16 protein-coding genes are annotated in these 17,707 nt (G+C 72.6%); 7 read left to right on the top strand and 9 right to left on the bottom strand.

Annotated elements, in window-relative coordinates:
* The first annotated feature begins 68 nt into the window (after positions 1–68).
* The 3 genes from KBX08_RS14885 to KBX08_RS14875 are packed head-to-tail and all read left to right on the top strand — an operon-like array spanning position 69 to position 2,521.
* Positions 69–965 carry an ABC transporter substrate-binding protein gene (locus KBX08_RS14885; protein WP_210784085.1) on the top strand — a complete coding sequence of 299 codons (897 nt, stop codon included), beginning with the start codon at positions 69–71 and terminating at the stop codon, positions 963–965.
* Positions 966–1,004: 39 nt separating this feature from the next.
* Positions 1,005–1,781 carry an amino acid ABC transporter permease gene (locus tag KBX08_RS14880; protein ID WP_210784084.1) on the top strand — a complete coding sequence of 259 codons (777 nt, stop codon included), beginning with the start codon at positions 1,005–1,007 and terminating at the stop codon, positions 1,779–1,781.
* Positions 1,778–2,521 (top strand): amino acid ABC transporter ATP-binding protein, encoded by a 744-nt coding sequence (locus KBX08_RS14875; RefSeq protein WP_210784083.1) that lies wholly within the window; start codon positions 1,778–1,780, stop codon positions 2,519–2,521. The genes KBX08_RS14880 and KBX08_RS14875 overlap by 4 nt, the downstream gene beginning before the upstream one ends.
* A gap of 25 nt (positions 2,522–2,546) precedes the next feature.
* On the opposite strand, the gene KBX08_RS14870 is transcribed toward KBX08_RS14875, so the two are convergent.
* From KBX08_RS14870 to KBX08_RS14860, 3 genes are all read right to left on the bottom strand, one after another.
* Positions 2,547–4,121 (bottom strand): Na+/H+ antiporter, encoded by a 1,575-nt coding sequence (locus KBX08_RS14870; RefSeq protein ID WP_210784082.1) that lies wholly within the window; start codon positions 4,119–4,121, stop codon positions 2,547–2,549.
* A gap of 205 nt (positions 4,122–4,326) precedes the next feature.
* Entirely contained in the window at positions 4,327–6,480 is a 2,154-nt protein-coding gene (locus tag KBX08_RS14865) for a hypothetical protein (RefSeq protein WP_210784081.1), read from the bottom strand.
* Positions 6,401–6,817: a hypothetical protein gene (locus KBX08_RS14860; protein ID WP_210784080.1), complete on the bottom strand. Its 417-nt coding sequence runs from the start codon at positions 6,815–6,817 to the stop codon at positions 6,401–6,403. Before KBX08_RS14860 ends, KBX08_RS14865 begins: the two co-directional genes overlap by 80 nt.
* A 138-nt stretch (positions 6,818–6,955) precedes the next feature.
* On the opposite strand from KBX08_RS14860, the gene KBX08_RS14855 reads away from it, so the two are divergent.
* The 3 genes from KBX08_RS14855 to KBX08_RS14845 all read left to right on the top strand — a co-directional run bounded on the left by KBX08_RS14855 (position 6,956) and on the right by KBX08_RS14845 (position 9,046).
* On the top strand, positions 6,956–7,834 hold the full coding sequence (locus KBX08_RS14855; protein ID WP_210784079.1) for an alpha/beta fold hydrolase: 879 nt from the start codon (positions 6,956–6,958) through the stop codon (positions 7,832–7,834).
* A gap of 367 nt (positions 7,835–8,201) precedes the next feature.
* Positions 8,202–8,651, top strand: coding sequence for a hypothetical protein (locus KBX08_RS14850; RefSeq protein ID WP_210784078.1), 450 nt, complete (start codon positions 8,202–8,204; stop codon positions 8,649–8,651).
* Positions 8,648–9,046 (top strand): hypothetical protein, encoded by a 399-nt coding sequence (locus KBX08_RS14845; protein WP_210784077.1) that lies wholly within the window; start codon positions 8,648–8,650, stop codon positions 9,044–9,046. The genes KBX08_RS14850 and KBX08_RS14845 overlap by 4 nt, the downstream gene beginning before the upstream one ends.
* 43 nt (positions 9,047–9,089) lie before the next feature.
* On the opposite strand, the gene KBX08_RS14840 is transcribed toward KBX08_RS14845, so the two are convergent.
* The 3 genes from KBX08_RS14840 to KBX08_RS14830 all read right to left on the bottom strand — a co-directional run bounded on the left by KBX08_RS14840 (position 9,090) and on the right by KBX08_RS14830 (position 13,509).
* The gene (locus tag KBX08_RS14840; RefSeq protein WP_210784076.1) at positions 9,090–11,258 is read right to left on the bottom strand and encodes a hypothetical protein; all 2,169 of its coding nucleotides are present in this window, start codon (positions 11,256–11,258) and stop codon (positions 9,090–9,092) included.
* Positions 11,259–11,266: 8 nt separating this feature from the next.
* Positions 11,267–12,469 (bottom strand): low temperature requirement protein A, encoded by a 1,203-nt coding sequence (locus KBX08_RS14835; RefSeq protein ID WP_210784075.1) that lies wholly within the window; start codon positions 12,467–12,469, stop codon positions 11,267–11,269.
* Between the two features lie 122 nt (positions 12,470–12,591).
* Entirely contained in the window at positions 12,592–13,509 is a 918-nt protein-coding gene (locus KBX08_RS14830; protein ID WP_210784074.1) for an SDR family NAD(P)-dependent oxidoreductase, read from the bottom strand.
* A gap of 131 nt (positions 13,510–13,640) precedes the next feature.
* Between KBX08_RS14830 and KBX08_RS14825 the strand changes: the two genes are divergently transcribed.
* A complete protein-coding gene (locus KBX08_RS14825; RefSeq protein ID WP_210784073.1) occupies positions 13,641–14,462 on the top strand; it encodes a helix-turn-helix transcriptional regulator in 822 nt (273 codons plus the stop codon).
* Positions 14,463–14,487: 25 nt separating this feature from the next.
* Here the strand turns inward: KBX08_RS14825 and KBX08_RS14820 are convergent, their stop codons facing one another.
* The 3 genes from KBX08_RS14820 to KBX08_RS14810 all read right to left on the bottom strand — a co-directional run bounded on the left by KBX08_RS14820 (position 14,488) and on the right by KBX08_RS14810 (position 17,668).
* Positions 14,488–15,255 (bottom strand): TetR/AcrR family transcriptional regulator, encoded by a 768-nt coding sequence (locus KBX08_RS14820; RefSeq protein ID WP_210784072.1) that lies wholly within the window; start codon positions 15,253–15,255, stop codon positions 14,488–14,490.
* 89 nt (positions 15,256–15,344) lie between these two features.
* On the bottom strand, positions 15,345–16,979 hold the full coding sequence (locus KBX08_RS14815) for an MFS transporter (RefSeq protein WP_210784071.1): 1,635 nt from the start codon (positions 16,977–16,979) through the stop codon (positions 15,345–15,347).
* Positions 16,973–17,668, bottom strand: a complete 696-nt coding sequence (locus KBX08_RS14810; RefSeq protein ID WP_210784070.1) for an SDR family oxidoreductase — start codon at positions 17,666–17,668, stop codon at positions 16,973–16,975. The genes KBX08_RS14815 and KBX08_RS14810 overlap by 7 nt, the downstream gene beginning before the upstream one ends.
* Between the last annotated feature and the right edge of the window lie 39 nt (positions 17,669–17,707).

Genomic DNA, 17,707 nt, shown 5'->3' with positions numbered 1-17,707 from the left:
CGCCCATCGGGCGCGCCGTCGGTGGCGCACGTCCGTGCGCGCCGAGACACCACCCTTCGGAGACACCAGTGCGATTCCTTCCTGCCCTGACCCGCGCCGCCGCCCTGGGCGCGGCCACGATCCTGGCCGCCACCGCCCTGACCGCCTGCGGCGACGACAGCTCGTCCGACGCCACCGCCAACCCGTACGGCCTGGCCCAGGCGGGTGTGCTGCGCGCCGGAACGCTGACCGACGCGCCGCCGAACGTGTACCTCAAGGACGGCAAGTTCACCGGCTTCGACAACGACCTGCTGACCGCCGTGGCCGGCAAGCTCGGCCTCACTGTCGAGTTCGTCGGCACCGACTTCTCCGCGCTGCTCAGCCAGGTCAACAACCGCAAGTTCGACGTGGGCAGCTCCTCGATCACCATCACCGAGGCCCGCAAGAAGACAGTCGACTTCGGCGACGGCTACGACTTCGGCTACTTCGGCCTGGACGTCCCGGCCGGCTCGCCGATCACCGGCTTCGACCAGCTCGCCGGCAAGCGGGTAGTGGTGGTGCAGGGCACCGTCCAGGACGACTACGCCACCGGCAAGCAGCTCGACCCGGTGCGGGTGCCCGACTACAACGGTGCGATCAACCAGCTCAAGGCCGGCACCGCCGACGCCTGGATCGCCCCGGCGGAGATCGGCGAGAAGTCGGCCACCGACAGCAACGGCAAGATCACCGTGGCGGCCAAGCAGCTCAGCCCGGCACCGACCGCGTACGCCGTGGCCAAGGGCAACGACAAGCTGCGCGAGGCGCTGAACAAGGGCCTCGACGAGGTCATCGCCGATGGCACCTGGAGCAGGTTGCAGGCGCAGTACTACCCGGGCCGGCCGATCCCGGCGGACTTCACGCCGGGCAGCGGCACTGTGAAGGCCCCGTCCGCGTCGGTGTCGGCTGTGCCGACGGGTCCGTCGGCGTCCGCGTCGACCGCGTCCTGAACCGGTGACGAGCGAGCGGGGCGGTAGGAGGAGCGACCGATGGATCCGTTGAGCACCCTGTGGGAGACCTTCTTCGACTGGGACGCCATGCGCGAGGCGCTGCCCGAGATGCTGACCGTCGGGTTGCCCAACACGCTGATCCTGGCGGTCTCCGCCGCCCTGCTCGGCTCGGTGCTGGGCCTGCTGCTGGCCGTCGCCGGGATCTCCCGCAGCCGCTGGCTGCGCTGGCCGGCGCGGGTCTACACCGACGTGTTCCGAGGGCTGCCGGCCGCGGCGACGATCCTGCTGATCGGCGTCGGGCTGGCCCCGCTGGGCATGCAGGTCTGGGGGCCCGATCCCTACCCGTTGGGCATCCTGGCGCTGTCGCTCATCGCCGCCGCGTACATCGGGGAGATCTTCCGCTCGGGCATCCAGTCCGTGGAGGCCGCCCAGTTGGAGGGCGCCCGGGCGCTCGGCTTCTCCTGGGCCGACGCGATGCGGCTGGTGATCATTCCGCAGGGCATCCGGCGGGTGTTGCCGGCCTGGGTGAACCAGCTCATCGCGCTGATCAAGGACTCCAGCCTTGTCTACTTCCTCGGCCTGGTGGCCAGCCAGCGGGAGCTGTTCCGGATCGGGCAGGACTACGCGGCCACCACCGGCAACGAGTCGGCCCTGCTGCTGGCGGGGCTCTGCTACCTGGCGTTGACCGTCCCGCTGACGCACGTCGTCAACTGGATCGACAGGCGGCTGCGCAACGGCCGGCCGGCCACCGCGTCGACCGAAGAGGACGACGACGACGTCACGTCGTACGCCGCGACGGAAGGAGATCGGCGATGACCGCCACCACGACGACCTCGGTCAGCCTCGACGTACGCGACGTGCACCTCGCCTTCGGGCCGAACCGGGTGCTGCGCGGCGTCGACCTCTCGGTGCCCCGGGGCGCGACGGCCTGCGTCATCGGGCCGTCCGGGTCGGGCAAGTCCACCCTGCTGCGCACCATCAACCGGCTGATCGAACCGGACCGGGGCGACGTGCTGCTGGACGGGCGCAGCGTGCTGGGCGACGACCCGGACGCGCTGCGGCAGCGGGTGGGCATGGTGTTCCAGCAGTTCAACCTCTTCCCGCACATGAGCGTGCTGCGCAACGTCACGCTGGCGCTGCGCCGGCTGCGCAAGCTCGGTGCGGACGAGGCGGAGAGCGTCGCCCGGGCCCAGTTGGAGTTGGTGGGGCTGGCCGGCAAGGCGAACTCCCGGCCGGCGCAGCTTTCCGGCGGTCAACAGCAGCGGGTGGCGATCGCCCGCGCGCTGGCGCTGCGGCCCGAGGTGATGCTCTTCGACGAGGCCACCTCGGCGCTCGACCCGGAGTTGGTCAAGGGCGTCCTCGGGGTGATGGCCGACCTGTCCGCCGCCGGCATGACCATGGTGGTGGTGACCCACGAGATGGGCTTCGCCCGGCAGGTCGCCGACACGGTCGCCTTCATGGACCGGGGGGTGGTACTGGAGGCCGGCCCACCCGAGGCGATCTTCGAGCGGGCCGAGCATCCGCGGCTTCGCCGGTTCCTCGACCAGGTGCTCTGAGCCCTGGTCGGACGGCCGCCGACGATCACTCGTTGGGCCCGCGCCCCAGCAGCCGGATCTCCTCGTTGTCCAACGCGGCCTGGAGTTCCTGGAGCACCAGGTCGTCGATCTCCCGGTTGTCGCGCAGCCGGGTGACCTCCCGCCTCTTGTGGGCGAGGACGCCGAGGCGCAGTCGGCGTTCCAGCCGGCGCTCCTCGGCGGTGTTCCCACAGCTCTCGTCGAGGTCCTCCAGATGCCGCCGGTACTCGGCCTCCAGCCGGCGCACCGATTCATCCTGGGCACCGATCTCCGCGGCGACCTGGGGAAGAGCGGCCAGGCCCACCTCGGTGGCCCGCCGCCGGGCGTTGCGGGCCTCGTCGACGCGTTGCGGGTCGCCGCTCAGCCCGGCCCAGCGCACCACCAACGGCAGGGTGGTGCCCTGAAGCAGCATGATCAGCACGATCACCAGCGCGGTGACGAAGATGATCAGATCGCGTTCGACCACCGGTTGACCATCGACCATCACCGTCGGGACGGCCAGGGCGGCGGCCAACGACACCGCGCCCCGGAAACCGGACCAGCCCGCGACGGTCCCCACCCGCCAGGCGGACGGTCCCTGGCTCGGGTCCACCATCCGGCGGCGCCGCAGCCGCGCCGACTGCGCGGTCAGGTAGATGAAGAGCAGCCGGGTGCCGATCACGACCAGGGTGACCACCAGCACGATCACCAGAGCCCGCCCGGGCGAGGTGCTGGTGATGCTCCGCACCGACCGGGGAATCTGCGTGCCGAGCAGGACGAACAACCCGCCGTTGATCAGGAACGTGGTCAGGTCCCAGAACGCGTACGCCAGCACCCGGGACCGGGCGCGGATCACCCGTGGGCCGGCGTAGGCCAGCACCAGGCCGGCGACCACCACCGCCAGCACACCGCTGGCGTGCACAGAGTCGGCGAGCAGGAAGGCGCCGAACGGGGTCAGCACGCTGAGTGCGCCCTCGCGCAGCGGATCGTCGAGCCGCTTGCGGATCAGCACCACGGCGGCCCCCACCAGCAGACCGGCGACCACGCCGCCGACGCTGGCGCCGACGAACTCCTCGCCGACACCCAGCACGCCCGGCTCGTCGCTGTGGCTGAGCAGAGCCACGGCCACCGCGAAGACCACCAGCGCGGTGCCGTCGTTGATCAGGCTCTCCGCGTGCAGGGTGGTGAGCAGCTTCCGGGGCAGCCGCTTGGCCAGGCCGGTGACCGCGGCGGCGTCGGTCGGCGCGAGGACCGCGCCGAGCACCCAGGCGGCGGCGGGGTTCACGCCGAGCGCCTGCGCGGCGAACGACACAGTGACCATGGTGAGCACCACCAGCACCACGGCGAGCAGCCCGATCACCGGCAGGTTGGCCCGGATCTCGCGCAGGCTGATGGTGAGGCTCTCCCGGTACAGGATCGCCGGCAGGAAGATCAGCAGGACCAGGTCGGGTTCCAGGGTGACCTCGGACAGCGGCGGCGTGAGCCCGAGCAGTACGCCCAACGCGATGAGCAGAACCGGCGGGGCGACCCGGTACCGGCCGCCGAGGGTAGTGCCGACGAGGACGGTGACGCCGAGCACCACGATCAGGATGAGCGCCTCCACGCGTACACCCCCTCGGACCATGGCCGACGGTGGACGCGCCGGTGGTTCCATCTGACCGCACCCGCCGGTGGGTTCCGGCGGAAACCGGCAAGTCGCCGGGCAGCCCGAGCGCGGGGGCAGTGTCGTGTGGCACCAGAAGGGGAACCGGAGAGCTACGCGATACCTCTCCGCATGGGTCGTGGTTCCGCCGTGCGCCCGACGGCGCTCAGGTTGGGTCGTCGCCGCGGACACGTGCGGTGAGCACCCGGGCGGTACGGCGGTACGCGGCGGCTTCCTCGTCGCGGCCCAGCGCAGCGGCCAGATCCGCGAGATGCCCGGCCACCGGACCGATGGTGATCACCCCGCTGCCGGCTGCCAGTTCGGCGGCGGCCGGGCGGAGCGCGGCGGCGACGCGTTCCATGGTCGGCCGGTCGCCGATGGCGAGCGCCGCCCGAGCGGTGAGGCAGAGCCGCACCTCCCGCAGCAGGTCGTGCGGCCCGTCCGGCAGGGCCCGCAGCGCCGCCCGGGTGGCACTGCGGTCGCCGGCGGCGGCGAGCAGCAGTGGTCGGACCCAGGGCTCGTGCGGGCCCCAGTCCAGCCGCGCCCAGTCCTCGTCGTCCGGCCCGGGAATCGGTTGCCCACCGGGGACCCGCCGGGCGTCACCTACCAGTGAGTCGTTGCTGACGGTGTCGGCCAGTCGCAGGCCGAGCAGGGCCAGCGGGAGCAACCCCTGGGTCAGCCCCGGCATGCCGTCGGCGCTCACCCGGTCGGCAGCCGAGCGGTACGCCTGCGCCGCCGCGTCCGACTGACCGTCGAGGGCCAGCCGCAGCGCGGCGTACCACCGGGTGAAGACACCGACCAACGGCAGCTCGTACCGTTCGGCGAGGCGGTCGGCGGCGCGGGCGTGCTCGTCGGCGGCGGGCCGGTCGGCCAGCGCACAGTTGGCCTGGACCAGGACGAGGTGGCCGAGCACCTCAAAGGTCACCAGGTGGTGCCGGGCAGCCAGGTCGACCAGTTCGAGGCCGATCCGGGCCCGCGCGTCGGCCAGACCCACGCTGTGGAAGGCGTGCATGAAGCGGGCGTTGAGCGCGAAGGCCAACAGCCCGGGATCGCCGATGTCGCGGGCGATTGTCTCGGCCTCGGCGGCGGCGCGGCGTCCACGATCGGTGGTGGTGCCGCGCAGCTCCAGCGCGAGGGTGCTCAGCAGCCGGCTGCGCTGCGCCGAGCCGACCGGGCCGAGGGCGGTCAGGGCGTGTTCGGCGGCTCGGACGATGTGCCCGGAGAGCAAATCGTCGTCGTTGCGCGTCCAACTGGCGGGCACGTCGAAGCCAGCCAGGGCCTCCTGGATCAGGAGGGGGTCGCCGGTGGACTCGGCGACGGTGATCGCCTCGGCACGCCGTAGCCGCGCCTCGGCCAGCCGGCCCGTCACGGCCAGCGCTCGTCCCAGGCCGAGCAGCGCGGTCACCCGTCCACGCGGCGCGACCCCGCCAGCGCGGTCGTACGCCTCGATCGCCTGGCCCCACAGGCGGGCCGCCTCGTGGGGGTTGCCGCCCCGTTCGGCCCGCTCGGCCGCCACCTGGGCGTACGTCGACGCCTCGGCGGCGTGGACCGGCCCGCCGGCGCGCAGCAGGTGGTACGCGAGGGCCGCCGGCTCGACGGGTTCCCGCTGTCGCAGCACCTCGGCGACGGCCGCGTGCCAGGCGGCGCGGCGCGGCGCGGACAGGTCGGCGTAGAGCGTGTCGCGGACCAGGATGTGGGTGAAGCGCAGCCGCCCGTCGGACTCCCGTTCGGTGAGGAACCCGGCCGCCAGTGCGCGGTCCACGGCGTCCAGCGCTGTCGTCGGGTCACCGGCCAACACGCCCAGCACGTCCGGGTCGAGGTCCCGGCCGAGCACTGCCGCCTGCCGCAGCACGGTACGGGTCGAGGCGGGTAGCTGCGCCAACCGGTGCCGGATCACGTCGCGGACCCCGGGCGGCACGGCGGCCAACCCCGCCTGCCCCGTGCTCGCGTACAGCTGGGCCAGCTCGCGGACGAAGAACGGGTTACCGCCGCTGCGCTGGTGGATCGACCGGGCGGTGGCCGGGTCCAGTTCCGCCCCGACGATGGCGCCGGCCAGCTCGCCGGTCGCCGACGCGGGCAGGCCGGCGAGATACTCGCGGACCGGCTCCAGCCCGGCGGCGCGGGCCAGGGTGGCGGTCAGCTCCGGGCTGATCTCGGTGGCCCGGTAGGTGGCGAGGATCAGCACCGGCCCGCTGGCCGGCTGTGGGCCGGTGAGCAGTGCGGTCAGCAGGTCCAGGGTGTCACCGTCGGCGCGGTGCAGGTCGTCGAGGACCAGCAGGACCGGCTCCCGGTCGGCGACCGCCGCGATCAGCGAGGCCACGGCGCGGTGGCGACGGAACCGCCCGGTGGCGGGGTCGACCGCACCGCCAGTCGAACCATCTTCCGGGTCGGCGGCGCCGGCGGCGGGGGCGGGGGGCCCGGCGCAGGTCGGCGACGAAGGTCCGGATCGCACCCACCGCGCCGTCGGGCGCTACCTCCCACAGGTCGTCGACGAGACGATCCACCGGCACCACCCGACCGTGGGCGATCAGCAGCCGGCCCAGCACCAGGCGCTGCCGGTGTCCCCGCAGCGGGACCGGGCCGCGCTCGGTCGCGGCGGTCACCGGCCCGAGTACGCCGAAGGTCACCGCGACGGGCGCCGTCAGCTGCCTGGTCATGGCACCAATCTAGGCCCGCGGCCCGGCCGGCACTGATCCGACGCTGACCGGCTGCTGATCACCTCCGGGCAGGCTCGGTGAGGTACGACGGCGACGGGCCACCGCCCCCGCCAGCACTGCTCACCAGGAAGGTTCCCCGTGGACCCGAAGATCAACGGATTCGACTACCGACGCGTCACCGTCGCCGACGGGGTGACGCTCAACGCCGCCGTGGGCGGCTCCGGGCCGGCGATCGTGCTGTTGCACGGCTTTCCGCAGACCCACCTCATGTGGCGGCACGTCGCCGCCGATCTGGCCGCCGACCACACGGTCATCTGCCCCGACCTGCGCGGCTACGGCGACAGCGACAAGCCCCTCGACACCGACGGCACCGGGTACGCCAAGCGCACAATGGCCGCCGACATCGTGACGCTGGCCGGCGCGCTCGGTCACGATCGGTTCGCGTTGGCCGGGCACGACCGGGGCGCCCTGGTCGCGTTCCGCGCCGGCCTCGACCACCCGGCGGCGATCAGTCAGCTGGCCCTGCTCGACGTGCTACCCACCCTGGACATGTGGGACGTGCTGCACGGCGCCAGCGCCGCCGTGGCGTTTCACCTCTATCTGATGGCGCAGCCGTCCGGCCTGCCCGAAGAGCTGATCGCCGGCAGCCCGGACGCCTTCTTCGGTCACTTCCTGGACGTCTGGACCCGTGATCCGAGCGCCCTGCCGGCGGAGGTGCGGGCCGCGTACCTGCGCGCGTCCCGCGACGCCGTTCCCTCGATCGTCGCCGACTATCGGGCGTCCGCCGGGATCGACGTGACCCACGACGCCGCCGACCGGACGGCCGGCAACCGGCTGCGGATGCCGGTGACGGTGCTCCAGCAGGACTGGGGCGCGGCGCTGGGCTACGACGCGGCGGCGGTGTGGCGGGCCTGGGCGCCGGACCTGGACCACCAGACGGTCACCTGCGGACACTTCATGGCGGAGGAGGCCCCGGCGGAGGTGCTCCGGGCGTTGCGCGCCCTGCTCGTCCGTTGATCGATCGGCGACCCGGCCACCGCTGTCACCCTGGGCAAGATATCCGACACTTGCCGTCACCGGCTGGCCGCGCGGCCGGGTCGCCGCGTCTCATCCGCCCCATGCCTCGAGAACCGTCCAGAAATGGGTCCTGACCTGCGGTAATGCGACGTTACACGAGGTGGACGGCAACCGGTCATCGGTGATACACAGGCAGATACCGGCAGCCAACGACGTCGAGTCGCTTCATCTTCTCGCCCAACGACCGTCCACAGGCAACGCACCACTGGGCTTCGCCGCACGGACCGCAGCTCGACAGTCGCGACCCACCGAACGGCACTGGTCCACCGGGCGCTGCCGGACGCCGGTCCTCGACCAAGGAGTTGCCGTGGGAAACCTACGAATCCGATCCCGCCACCAGCCGTACGAGATCGCTGTCCTGGCCGCTGCACCGCTCTGCGGCATTCTGATGATGGCCCTCGACGTCCGGCCGACGTCAGTACAGACGTCGATGCCGAATCCCATCCAGGTCGCCTGGGAGTTGGGTCTGGTCGCGGTGGGCGTGGGTGGACTACTGGGCATCCTCTGGCCCGGCCGGCTCTCCACCGGGCTCGGCCTCGAACTCGCGTCGGTGCTGGTGCTCGGCACGCTCACCGGCATGTACGTGGTGGCCCTGTTGACCATGTCGGGTCGAAATTCCATCGTCGCCACGTCGTTCGTGATGGCGGTGACGGTCGGGTCGCTCTGGCGGGCCGCGCAGATCGCCATCGACCTGCGTCGCCTGGCCCGAGCGTGTGAATTTGTGACCTACGAACAGTTGCAGGCAGGTGTCACGTGATTACCGCACCCGCGCCGGCTGCACCGCATTGGGTGCAGGTGGCGCTCAGCGTGCTCGGCATCCTCGGCGGAGGCACCGGCCTGGCCGCCATCGCCACCGTCGTGGTGCAGCGCGGCAAGTTCAAGGCCGATGCCGCCGACACGCTCACCGAGGCCGCACTCACGCTCGTGCAGCCGTTGCAGACGCGGATCACCCAGTTGGAGGGCGAGGCGTTCAGCGCCCGGTCCGAGCTGGGCATGCTCCGCGAGCAGGTCAACCAGTTGCAGTTCGTGGTCCGGGTGCTCACTCGGACGCTGGACCGCTGGCGCGCCGCGATTCGTGCCCCCGACGCCACGCTGCGCAAGGTCCGAGCGACGGTGGCGGAGTCCGACCGGATTCCCGGGATGGACCGTTGACCGCAGTGGCGTCCCCGCACCGCCCGGCCCCTGGCCGGCGGGCTCAGCCAGCGCCACGAAGGCGTTCGGCGAGTTCGCGCACCGCCGCCCGGAACTCGGGGTCGGTCTCGCCCGGATGGTGGCCCCGCAGCGGCGGCGCAGACCGCTCCCCCGGCGCCGGCAGCAGGTTCGCTGGGTCCCGCAACCGCCGGTCGACCTGGCCCGCCGGATCGGCCGGGTCCGGGGGCGGATCGCCGGGGCGGTGCGCGGCGAAGATCCAGCCGCCGACTGGGTCGGTGTCCCGCCAGAGGTTGAGCCACCGCCACTCGACCCGCTCCCCCACCTCACGCAGCACCTCCTCGTTGAGATAGGCCGGAAAGAGCCGGGCGTACAGGCGATCCAGCGGTGACCCGTAGGTGAGCAGCGCGACCCGTTGACGTACGCGCGGGGGCAGCCGCAGCACCGCGAGAGCGAGCAGCGCGGACCCGTGGCTGTGCCCGCAGAGCAACACCCCGACGTGCCGTTCGGTCAGTTGGCTGATCCGGTCGGCCAGTTCCGGCACCGCGCGGTCGGCGTAGCTCGGTGGTGCGAACGGGTGCGCGGCCCGGGGCCAGAAGGTGCCCAGGTCCCACAGGATGCCGACGTGCCGGCGGAACCACGCGGTCCGATAGGCGAACACGCCGCCGGTCAAGAGCGTGAGCAGCAGCGCGGCGAGAAGGTAGCTGCCCCCGCTGAGCCCCATCTGGACGGCGTCGGCCGGCAGCCCGAGCAGTTGCCGGGTCAACTCCTCCGGTTCGCGCCCGGTACGCCCCACCAGACTCGTGGCCAGTCCGACCACCGCGAGCGCCGCGTACGTGGCGGCCAGCAGACCCAACCACTCGGTGAACCGCGCCCGGGCGACGGCCTTCGTCGCCAGCCGCAGCCGGCCGACCGCCTCCGGCGGCACGACCGGGAAGTCACTGGTGGTGATCGCCGCCGCCGCACGCCGCCGGCGCCGCAGCGACACCACTGACAACGCGCCACACAGCAGCACCGCCGCGACCACGTGCATGAAGAAGGCCAGCAGCGTCCAGCGGTACGGCGACGGTGGCCCATCGTCACCGCGGTAGCCACCGAGCAGCTCCCCCGTCTGGTAGACGAGGCCGGCGGAGAGCGCGCCGGTCAGGCCGACCGCGAGGGCGGCGAGGACCGCCGCACCCAGGCCACCCGGCAGCGCGGACCGGCCGCCCACCCGACCGCGCTGCCACAGCACCACCGCGCTGAGCAACACCAGCAACGTCATCTGGCCGAACAGCGCCACACCCGCGAGCCCGCCGTAGCCGGGAAGCCCCGTCGCCGACGACCAGTCGCGCCGGTCGCTCGCCACGGTGGCGAGGGTCGCCACGCTCAGGACGGCCGCCACGACGCCCGCCGTGCGGGCGGTCCAGGTGGCCGTTAGCGCGGTCGCCGCCCGGTCGATCAGTCCCGGAGCGGCGAGCAGACCGACGCAGGTCAGCAACACCGCCACGCTGAGCGCCAGCAGCAGCGTCGTGGAGAACGTCGCGCCGCCGGCGCGACGGGCCGTGAGCAGCACGACATCGAGTACGGCGAGGGCGGCGGCCACGTGGATCGCGCGCAGCCGGTGCACCAGGGGCTCCACGGCCCACAGTGGGTTGTCGGCCGGGCCGGACCGACGGGTGCCGAGGAGGCGCAGGACCGCTATGGCGGCGATCGGCAGGAACGCCAGCACGGCCAGGCGCTGCCCGACGTGCCGGCCGTCGAGCCCGGACATGGTGTCGAAGGGCGGGCGGCAGCGGGCCGCGCCGAGACACTGCCAGGCGAGCAGGTCGAGGGCGACTCCGGCGATGGACACCACGTACAGCACTGTGAGGTTGAGCGCGAGGAGCCGACACAGCACGCTGACCGCGGCGGCGCGGCGGCGGCCGGTGGGGCGCATCCACACGGCCACGTTGCTGAGCATGAACGGCAGCAGGAAGACCATGGCCAGGGTACGGCCGACGGTGCCCGAGGGCAGGTCTCCCCAGCGGTACGCCTCCAGGGTCACCTCGTCCGGGGCGACGCCGTCCGAACGGGTGGCGCGGTGGAAGCCCCCGCTGCCGTCGCCGGCGACCTGCCGGACCTGCGGCTGGTCGAGGATGACCGTCGGGTCCGCCCCGGACACGCCGTGCACCCGCAACTCCACCACGTCGTGTCGTCGCGGTTGGTCGCTGTGCTGCGGTCTTCCCTCAGGCATCGGCGGAGCTATCCGGGTCGCCGCTGGTTGACTGGGTCGCTCTTCCCGGAGTGGCGGATGAACCGCCGCAGTCCCGGCATCGCGTCGAACAGGACGATCAGCACTAGCACCCCGGCGACGACTGCGCTGTTGACCAGTTGCGGAGACCGCACGGTGGCCAGCCCGCCCACGATGATGGCCGGCACACCGACCAGACGCGCCCAGGGCCAACTGCCGTCGACCACCGCCGCGAGCAGGATCCGGGCGGTCAGGAACAACGCGGGGCCGATGACGCCCACGGTCGTCTGCCCCGTTTCGCGTTCTCCCGGATGGTCGATCGTCATCTCCATGGCCACCGAGGTGGCCAGCACACCGGCGATCATGACGAGGTGCAGGTAGCCCGCCATCAGCGTCAACTTGCTGCCGGGCGGGCCCTCCGCCTCGATTCTGGCGCCCAGCCGCCCGCCGGCGGGCACCAGATAGAGCCGGGCGAGGGCCACCGCGGTCACGAACGCCAGGGCGAAGGCCACCGTGCTGTCCCGGTCCAGCCCGGACCCGCTGTAGGTGATGCCGGCGATCAGGATCAGCTCACCCAGGGCGATGATGAAGATCTGTTGGTACCGCTCGGAGAGGTGTCTGCCGTTCACCTGGAGTTCGGGCCAGGTGCTGCGCCCGAGCCGCGGGAACGGCCAGCGCAGCCGGGCCAGGGAGTACTCCAGCACGAGTGCGACCGCCCAGAGCGCCTCCCGGGCCGGGGCGACGGCCGCCCCGACCACCCAGAGCACGCCGGAGATCGCGAACCAGACCGCCACCCGCAGGCTGCGCACCTGTAGCGGGTGCCCCCGCAGGGCGGGGATCAGGATGGCCGCCCGACCCAGGTGGATGGCCACGTAGGCGACGGCGAACACCATGGCGTGCCGGTCGAACACGGTGGGTACGGCCGCGGCCATCAGCAGGCCGCCGAACATCGTCCAGAGCAGCAGGGTGACGATCAGCGGAGCCCGGGGCTCGAACCAGTCCGCCGACCAGGCGGTCACGAACCACACCCACCAGAGCGCCGCCAACATCAGCAGCACCTCGAAACCGCCGTTGAGGCTGGGGTCGTCGAGCAGCGCCCGGGACAACCGGGTCAGCGCGAAGATGAACGCCAGGTCGAAGAAGAGTTCCAGGAACGACGCCTTCCCCGGGTTCTCCCGCCGAAGCAGCAGCCGTCCCGGAAGCCTGCCCGCCATCGCCATCCTTCCCCGGCCCGCGGCTGCCACCGCCGCCCCAGTCGTACCACCCGGACTGCCGGGCCCGGGTCGGTTCCGCCGAGCCCGGGCCGCCGTTGTCAGCGGCCAGCGGTGACGCCGCGCTAGGAGATCAGGTCGGACGCCACGGTCCAGAGCCGCTCGGCGTTGCCCGGGTCGACCGCATACGCGGCCACGCCGCTGTAGTCGGCGGGCCGCTCGGTGACGACCGGGGCCTCGGCGCAGTCCTCGAAGTAGCGACCGCCGACGCCGTCGAGCAACGGGGATGCCGCGAGCAGCACCGAGGTCGCGGCGCCCTGTTGCGGGGTCTTGTGCATTTCCTTCGGCGACTTGAGCCCGCCGGTGTGCTTCTGCAACCCGGTGGCGATCGCGCCCGGGTTCAGCGCGTTGGAGTAGATCCCCTGGTCGGCCCAGCGGCGGGTGGCTTCCACGGCGAGCAGGGCCTCGGCGCTCTTGGACTGCCCGTAGGCCAGCAGCGGGTCGTAGGGCCGGAACGCGAAGTGCAGGTCGTCGAAGATGACCGGGGAGAAGAGGTTGCCGCTGGAGCTGACCGACACCACCCGGGCGCCGCCGGCCGCGGCGAGGGCGTCGTGCAGGCCGACGGTCAACGCGAAGTGCCCCATGAAGTTGGTGGCGAACTGCATCTCCCAGCCCTCGGCGGTGCGCTCCAACTCGGGCAGCGCCATGATCCCCGCGTTGTTGACAAGGATGTGCAGCGGCTGGTCCCAGCCGGCGACGAACTGGCGTACCGACGTCTGGTCGGCGAGGTCCAGCTCGCGGACGGTGACCCGCTGCGCGCCGATGCCGGCCGCGATGTCGGCGGCGGCCTGCTCACCCGCCGCGACCCGGCGGACCCCGAGCACGACCTCGGCGCCGGCGGCGGCGAGCGAACGGGCCGTCTCGATGCCGATGCCGGCGGCGCCGCCGGTGATGATGGCCCGCTTGCCGCTCAGGTCCACCCCGGCGATGACCTCGTCGGCGGTCGAGGCGAAACCGAAGGGGGTCGTGATGCGCTCTGCCATTGCTGTCCCGTCTCTCGATCACGCTTACTCCGACACTGTCACCCCGGTGGCAGGCGCTAGCCGGTTCCCTGTTTTTCCTGGTAGTGGCAGGACCAGGCTGGGCGGTCGGTGGCGGCTCCTACGATGGGCGGGTGAGCACGGCCGGCCCGCTGGGCGAATACCTGCGTGCCCGGCGCGAGCTGATCGGGCCGGGCGACGTCGGCCTGCCCGCGCACGGCCGTCGGCGGGTGCCCGGCCTGCGCCGCGAGGAGGCGGCCCTGCTCGCCGGCATCAGCGCCGACTACTACCTGCGGTTGGAGCAGGGGCGTGACCGGCACCCGTCGACGCAGGTGGTCGAGGCGCTGGCCCGCGCGTTGAGGCTGGACGCGGACGCCGCGGCACACCTGCACGGCCTGGCCCGGCCGGTGCCTCCGCGCCGGGTGGCGCGCCCCTCGGAGCGGGTGCCGGTGGGCATCCGGCAGTTGGTCGGCTCGTGGGCGGAGACGCCCGCCTTCGTGCACGGTCGACACCTGGACGTGCTGTTCGCCAACCCCGCCGCGACCGCGCTGGCGCCGATCTTCACCGCCGGGGTGAACCTGCTGCGCGCGGTCTTCCTCGACCCGAGCGTGGCGGCGCTCTACCCGGCTCTGACGGCGGTCGCGGCCAACGCGGTGGCCGGCCTGCGCGCACAGGTCGGCCCCGACGTGGACGATCCCCGCCTCGTCGAACTGGTGGAGGAGTTGACGGCCGGCAGCGAGCGGTTTCGGCGGTTGTGGGCCCGGCACGACGTCACGGCCCGTGCGGGCGGCGGGGTGCGGGTGTTCCAGCACCCGGAGTTGGGCGAGTTGGCGCTGCGCTACGAGAAGCTCTCGATCAGCGGCACCAACCAGTCGCTGGTGGTCTATCACGCCGAGCCGGGCAGCCCGTCGGCGCGCTCGCTGGCCCGGCTGGCTCGACGGGCGGCACCGCGCTAGCGTCGCCCTCCCCGGAGCGGGCCGGCTAGCGGTCGGCCGCCCGCTCGGCTACCACCACCGAGATCCCGTCGAGAACACGTTGCAGTCCGAACTCGAACGCGTACTCCGGGCCGTACGCGGCGCCGTGCTGCTCGCCGGCCGCGGTGCCGACCCGAGAGGCGATCGGGTAGGCGCCCGGCTTCAGGAAGGTCTCCAGCCAGGGCGCGTGCGACTGCCACCACTGACCGTCGGTCATGCCGGTCTCGCGCTCCAGGTCGACCACCTCGGACGCGGCCCGGGCGGCGCTCTTCACGTGACCCAGCACAAGGGTGAGCACCGCGTCGACCTCGACGTCGGTGAGCCCGATGTCGACGATCGCGCCGAGCTCGTAGTCGTACTTGGCCATCAGGTGCGGGCCGAGCACCGGTCGCGTCGTCTCGGCCCGCAGCATCCAGGGATGCCGCTGGTAGAGCGCCAGATTGTCGCGGGCGATCCGTTCCAGCCTGGTCCGCCAGTCGCCGTCGACGGCAGGGCGCGGCATCTCGCCGTACGCGGTGTCGATCATGACGGCGACGAGTTCGGCCTTGCCCGGCACGTAGGTGTAGACCGACATCGTGCCGACCCCCAACGCCTCACCGACCCGGCGCATGGTCAGCGCGTCGAGCCCCTCGGCGTCGGCGATGTCGATCGCGACCCGGACGATCCGGTCGACGCTGAGCGCCGGACCGGCGCTGCGGCTGGTCGGCTCCCGGGTGCGCCAGAGAAGGGCCAGGCTGCGGGCCGGGTCCGCGGTCGCCTTGCGCTCACTCGCCATGGTTCGGCCATCCTAACAACGCGGCCGTACGCCGTACGACCGCGCCGGTCTGCTCCCGGGTGGTCCGCGCGGTCGCGCCACGGCGTGCGTCAGAGCGCCTCGCGGTCGTCGGAGAGCGTCGGACCGGCGGCGGCGGGCACCAGGTGTCGGACCTCGGGTTCCCCGTCGGTCAGCTCCCGGGCCCGTCGCTCGGCCGCGCGGTCCTCACCGGTCAACCGGCCACCGTGCTGACGCAGGTGCTCGTCCCAGGACGGCACCAGATACACCTCGACGAACCGGTCCATCGTCTCGGCCGGGCGGAACAGCCCCCAGCGCATCGCGCCGGTCCGCTGCCGCGCGCCACGCACCAGGTCCATCGCCGCCAGGAACCGTTGGGTCCGCTCCGGCCGGACGGTGTACTGCACGGTCACCAGCACCGGCCCCACAGCCGGGTCCGGCTCGTGCGCCAGGTGCAGTTGCGGCCAGTAGGCCGCCGGTTCGCGGTCCACCGACCGCAGGTCCGGCAACGGCCAGATCCGACTCGTCAGGGTGCCGACAAGCATCAGCGCCGCCGCCGCCAGATACGCGAGGACCAGCCCGGCCATGTCGGCCACCAACCCCCACAGCAGCGCGCCGACGGCCTGCCCACCGGCGAAGCACACCTGGTAGACGGCGAGGCCCCGGGCCCGTACCCAGCTGGGCAGGAAGAGCTGCATCTCGGCGTTGACGTTGGCCAGCACCGTCACCCAGGCCATCCCGGCGGGCAGCAGGGCCAGCAGCACCAGCGGCACAACCCGCACGGTGCCGACCACTGTCAACGCCACTGTGAACAGCGCCCCGGCGATCAGCAGGAGCTGGTTGGCCGACAGCCGGGTACGGATCACGGCCAGCAGCACGCCCCCCGCGATGGCGCCCACGCCGAGGGCTGCCAACAGGACCCCGTACCCGCCGGAGCCCAACCCCAGCCGCCGACTCGCCACCAACGGCAGCAACGCCCACAGCGCGCTGGCCGGGACCACGAAGACCAGCGCACGGCGCAACAGCCGGCGGACGGTCGGCGAGTGGCGTACGTAGCGGCTGCCGGCGCGCAACGCGGCGGCGAACCGCTCGGGCACCTCGACCGCGCGGGCGTTACCGGGCCGCCAGCGCCACAGCGCGTACGCGAAGATCCCGAAGGCGACCGCGTTGATGCCGAAGACCGGGGCGACGCCGGTACGGGCGATCAGCACGCCGGCCACCGCGGGCCCGACCGCCCTGGCCACGTTCACGCTTATCGAACCGAGCGCGGACGCCGACCGCAGTTGGTCCTGCGGCACCAGCTCCGGGATCACCGCCGCCCAGGCGGGCAGGGTCAGCGCCTGCCCGACCCCGAACGCGAAGGTGAGCGTGAGCAGCAGCGCCGGCGGCATTCGGCCGGCGAGGGTGAGCAGCGTCAACGCCACCGCCACCGCCACCAGGAACAGCTGCACGGCGATCAGCAGGTGCCGGCGGTCGAAGCTGTCGGCCAGCACCCCGGCGGGCAACGCCAGCAGCAGCACCGGCAGCAGACTGGCGGTCTGCACCAACGCGACAAGGGTGGAGGCGTTGGAGTGGTTGATCAGCAGCCACTGCGCGCCGACGGTCTGCATCCAGGTGCCGATGTTGGCGGCGAGCAGGGCCAGCCACAGGTTGCGGTAGACCGCCGTACGCAGCGGCGCCCAGGCCGAGGCCGGACGGTCGGCGGGTCCGGCTGCGGCCGTCACCACCGCCCGTCCGCGCGCAGCACGCGCTCACCTGAGACGTAGAGGTCGTCGGGTTCGAGCAGCAGCAACCGGACGACCTCGGTGGCGACCTGTTCGGGCATGGCGTACACCTCGTCCAGGAACTCGGCGCCCACCCGTTCCTGTAGCCGCGTCGGCATCGGCCCGGGATGCAGCTGCATCACCTTGACCCGGTTGCTGTGCTGGGCCTCGGCCAGCGAGTCGACGAGGCTGTTGCCGTAGCTCTTGGTGGCCCGGTAGACGGGGATGCCGGGCCGGGGGGCCGCCAGCGCCAGCGCGCCGATGTAGACGACGTTGCCGTGGCCCTGTCGGTGCAGGTGCCGCACCGCCTCCCGCAGCAGGTAGGTGATGCCCAGAACGTTGATCTCCACGGCCCGGCGGATGTGTTCCACCGACAGGTCCCCCAGGTCGCCGCCCGCCCACATGGAGGCGCAGGCCGCCACCCCGTCGATAGTGCCGTAGCGCTCGACCACCTCGGCGAACCCGTCGCGGACCTGCTCGTAGGAGGAGATGTCGCAGACGGCGCCGTCGCAACCCAGCTCGTCGGTCGCGGCGGCGACCTCGGCCGGCACGTCGCCGAACACCACTACCTGATGCTCGTCGACGAGCAGTCGGGCCACCGCGAGGCCGAGGCCGCTGGTCCCGCCGACCACCACGAAGGTTCTGGCACCCATGTCTCTCCAGCCGCCGCCAGCACAGGTCACGCGGGCCGC

Origin of the sequence: Micromonospora sp. H61 (genome assembly GCF_018070325.1) — a bacterium.
GTDB classification, from domain to species: Bacteria; Actinomycetota; Actinomycetes; order Mycobacteriales; family Micromonosporaceae; genus Micromonospora; species Micromonospora salmantinae.
Note: the sequence above shows the minus strand (reverse complement) of the source record. Positions and strands in the feature narration are given on the sequence as shown.

Bases quoted from the DNA above. Each gene is read 5' to 3' on its own strand.
- KBX08_RS14830 (WP_210784074.1), bottom strand. From the start codon at position 13,509: ATGGCAGAGCGCATCACGACCCCCTTCGGTTTCGCCTCGACCGCCGAC.
- KBX08_RS14835 (WP_210784075.1), bottom strand. From the start codon at position 12,469: ATGGCGGGCAGGCTTCCGGGACGGCTGCTGCTTCGGCGGGAGAACCCG.
- KBX08_RS14860 (WP_210784080.1), bottom strand. From the start codon at position 6,817: ATGACCAGGCAGCTGACGGCGCCCGTCGCGGTGACCTTCGGCGTACTC.
- KBX08_RS14820 (WP_210784072.1), bottom strand. From the start codon at position 15,255: ATGGCGAGTGAGCGCAAGGCGACCGCGGACCCGGCCCGCAGCCTGGCC.
- KBX08_RS14875 (WP_210784083.1), top strand. From the start codon at position 1,778: ATGACCGCCACCACGACGACCTCGGTCAGCCTCGACGTACGCGACGTG.
- KBX08_RS14880 (WP_210784084.1), top strand. From the start codon at position 1,005: ATGGATCCGTTGAGCACCCTGTGGGAGACCTTCTTCGACTGGGACGCC.
- KBX08_RS14840 (WP_210784076.1), bottom strand. From the start codon at position 11,258: ATGCCTGAGGGAAGACCGCAGCACAGCGACCAACCGCGACGACACGAC.
- KBX08_RS14810 (WP_210784070.1), bottom strand. From the start codon at position 17,668: ATGGGTGCCAGAACCTTCGTGGTGGTCGGCGGGACCAGCGGCCTCGGC.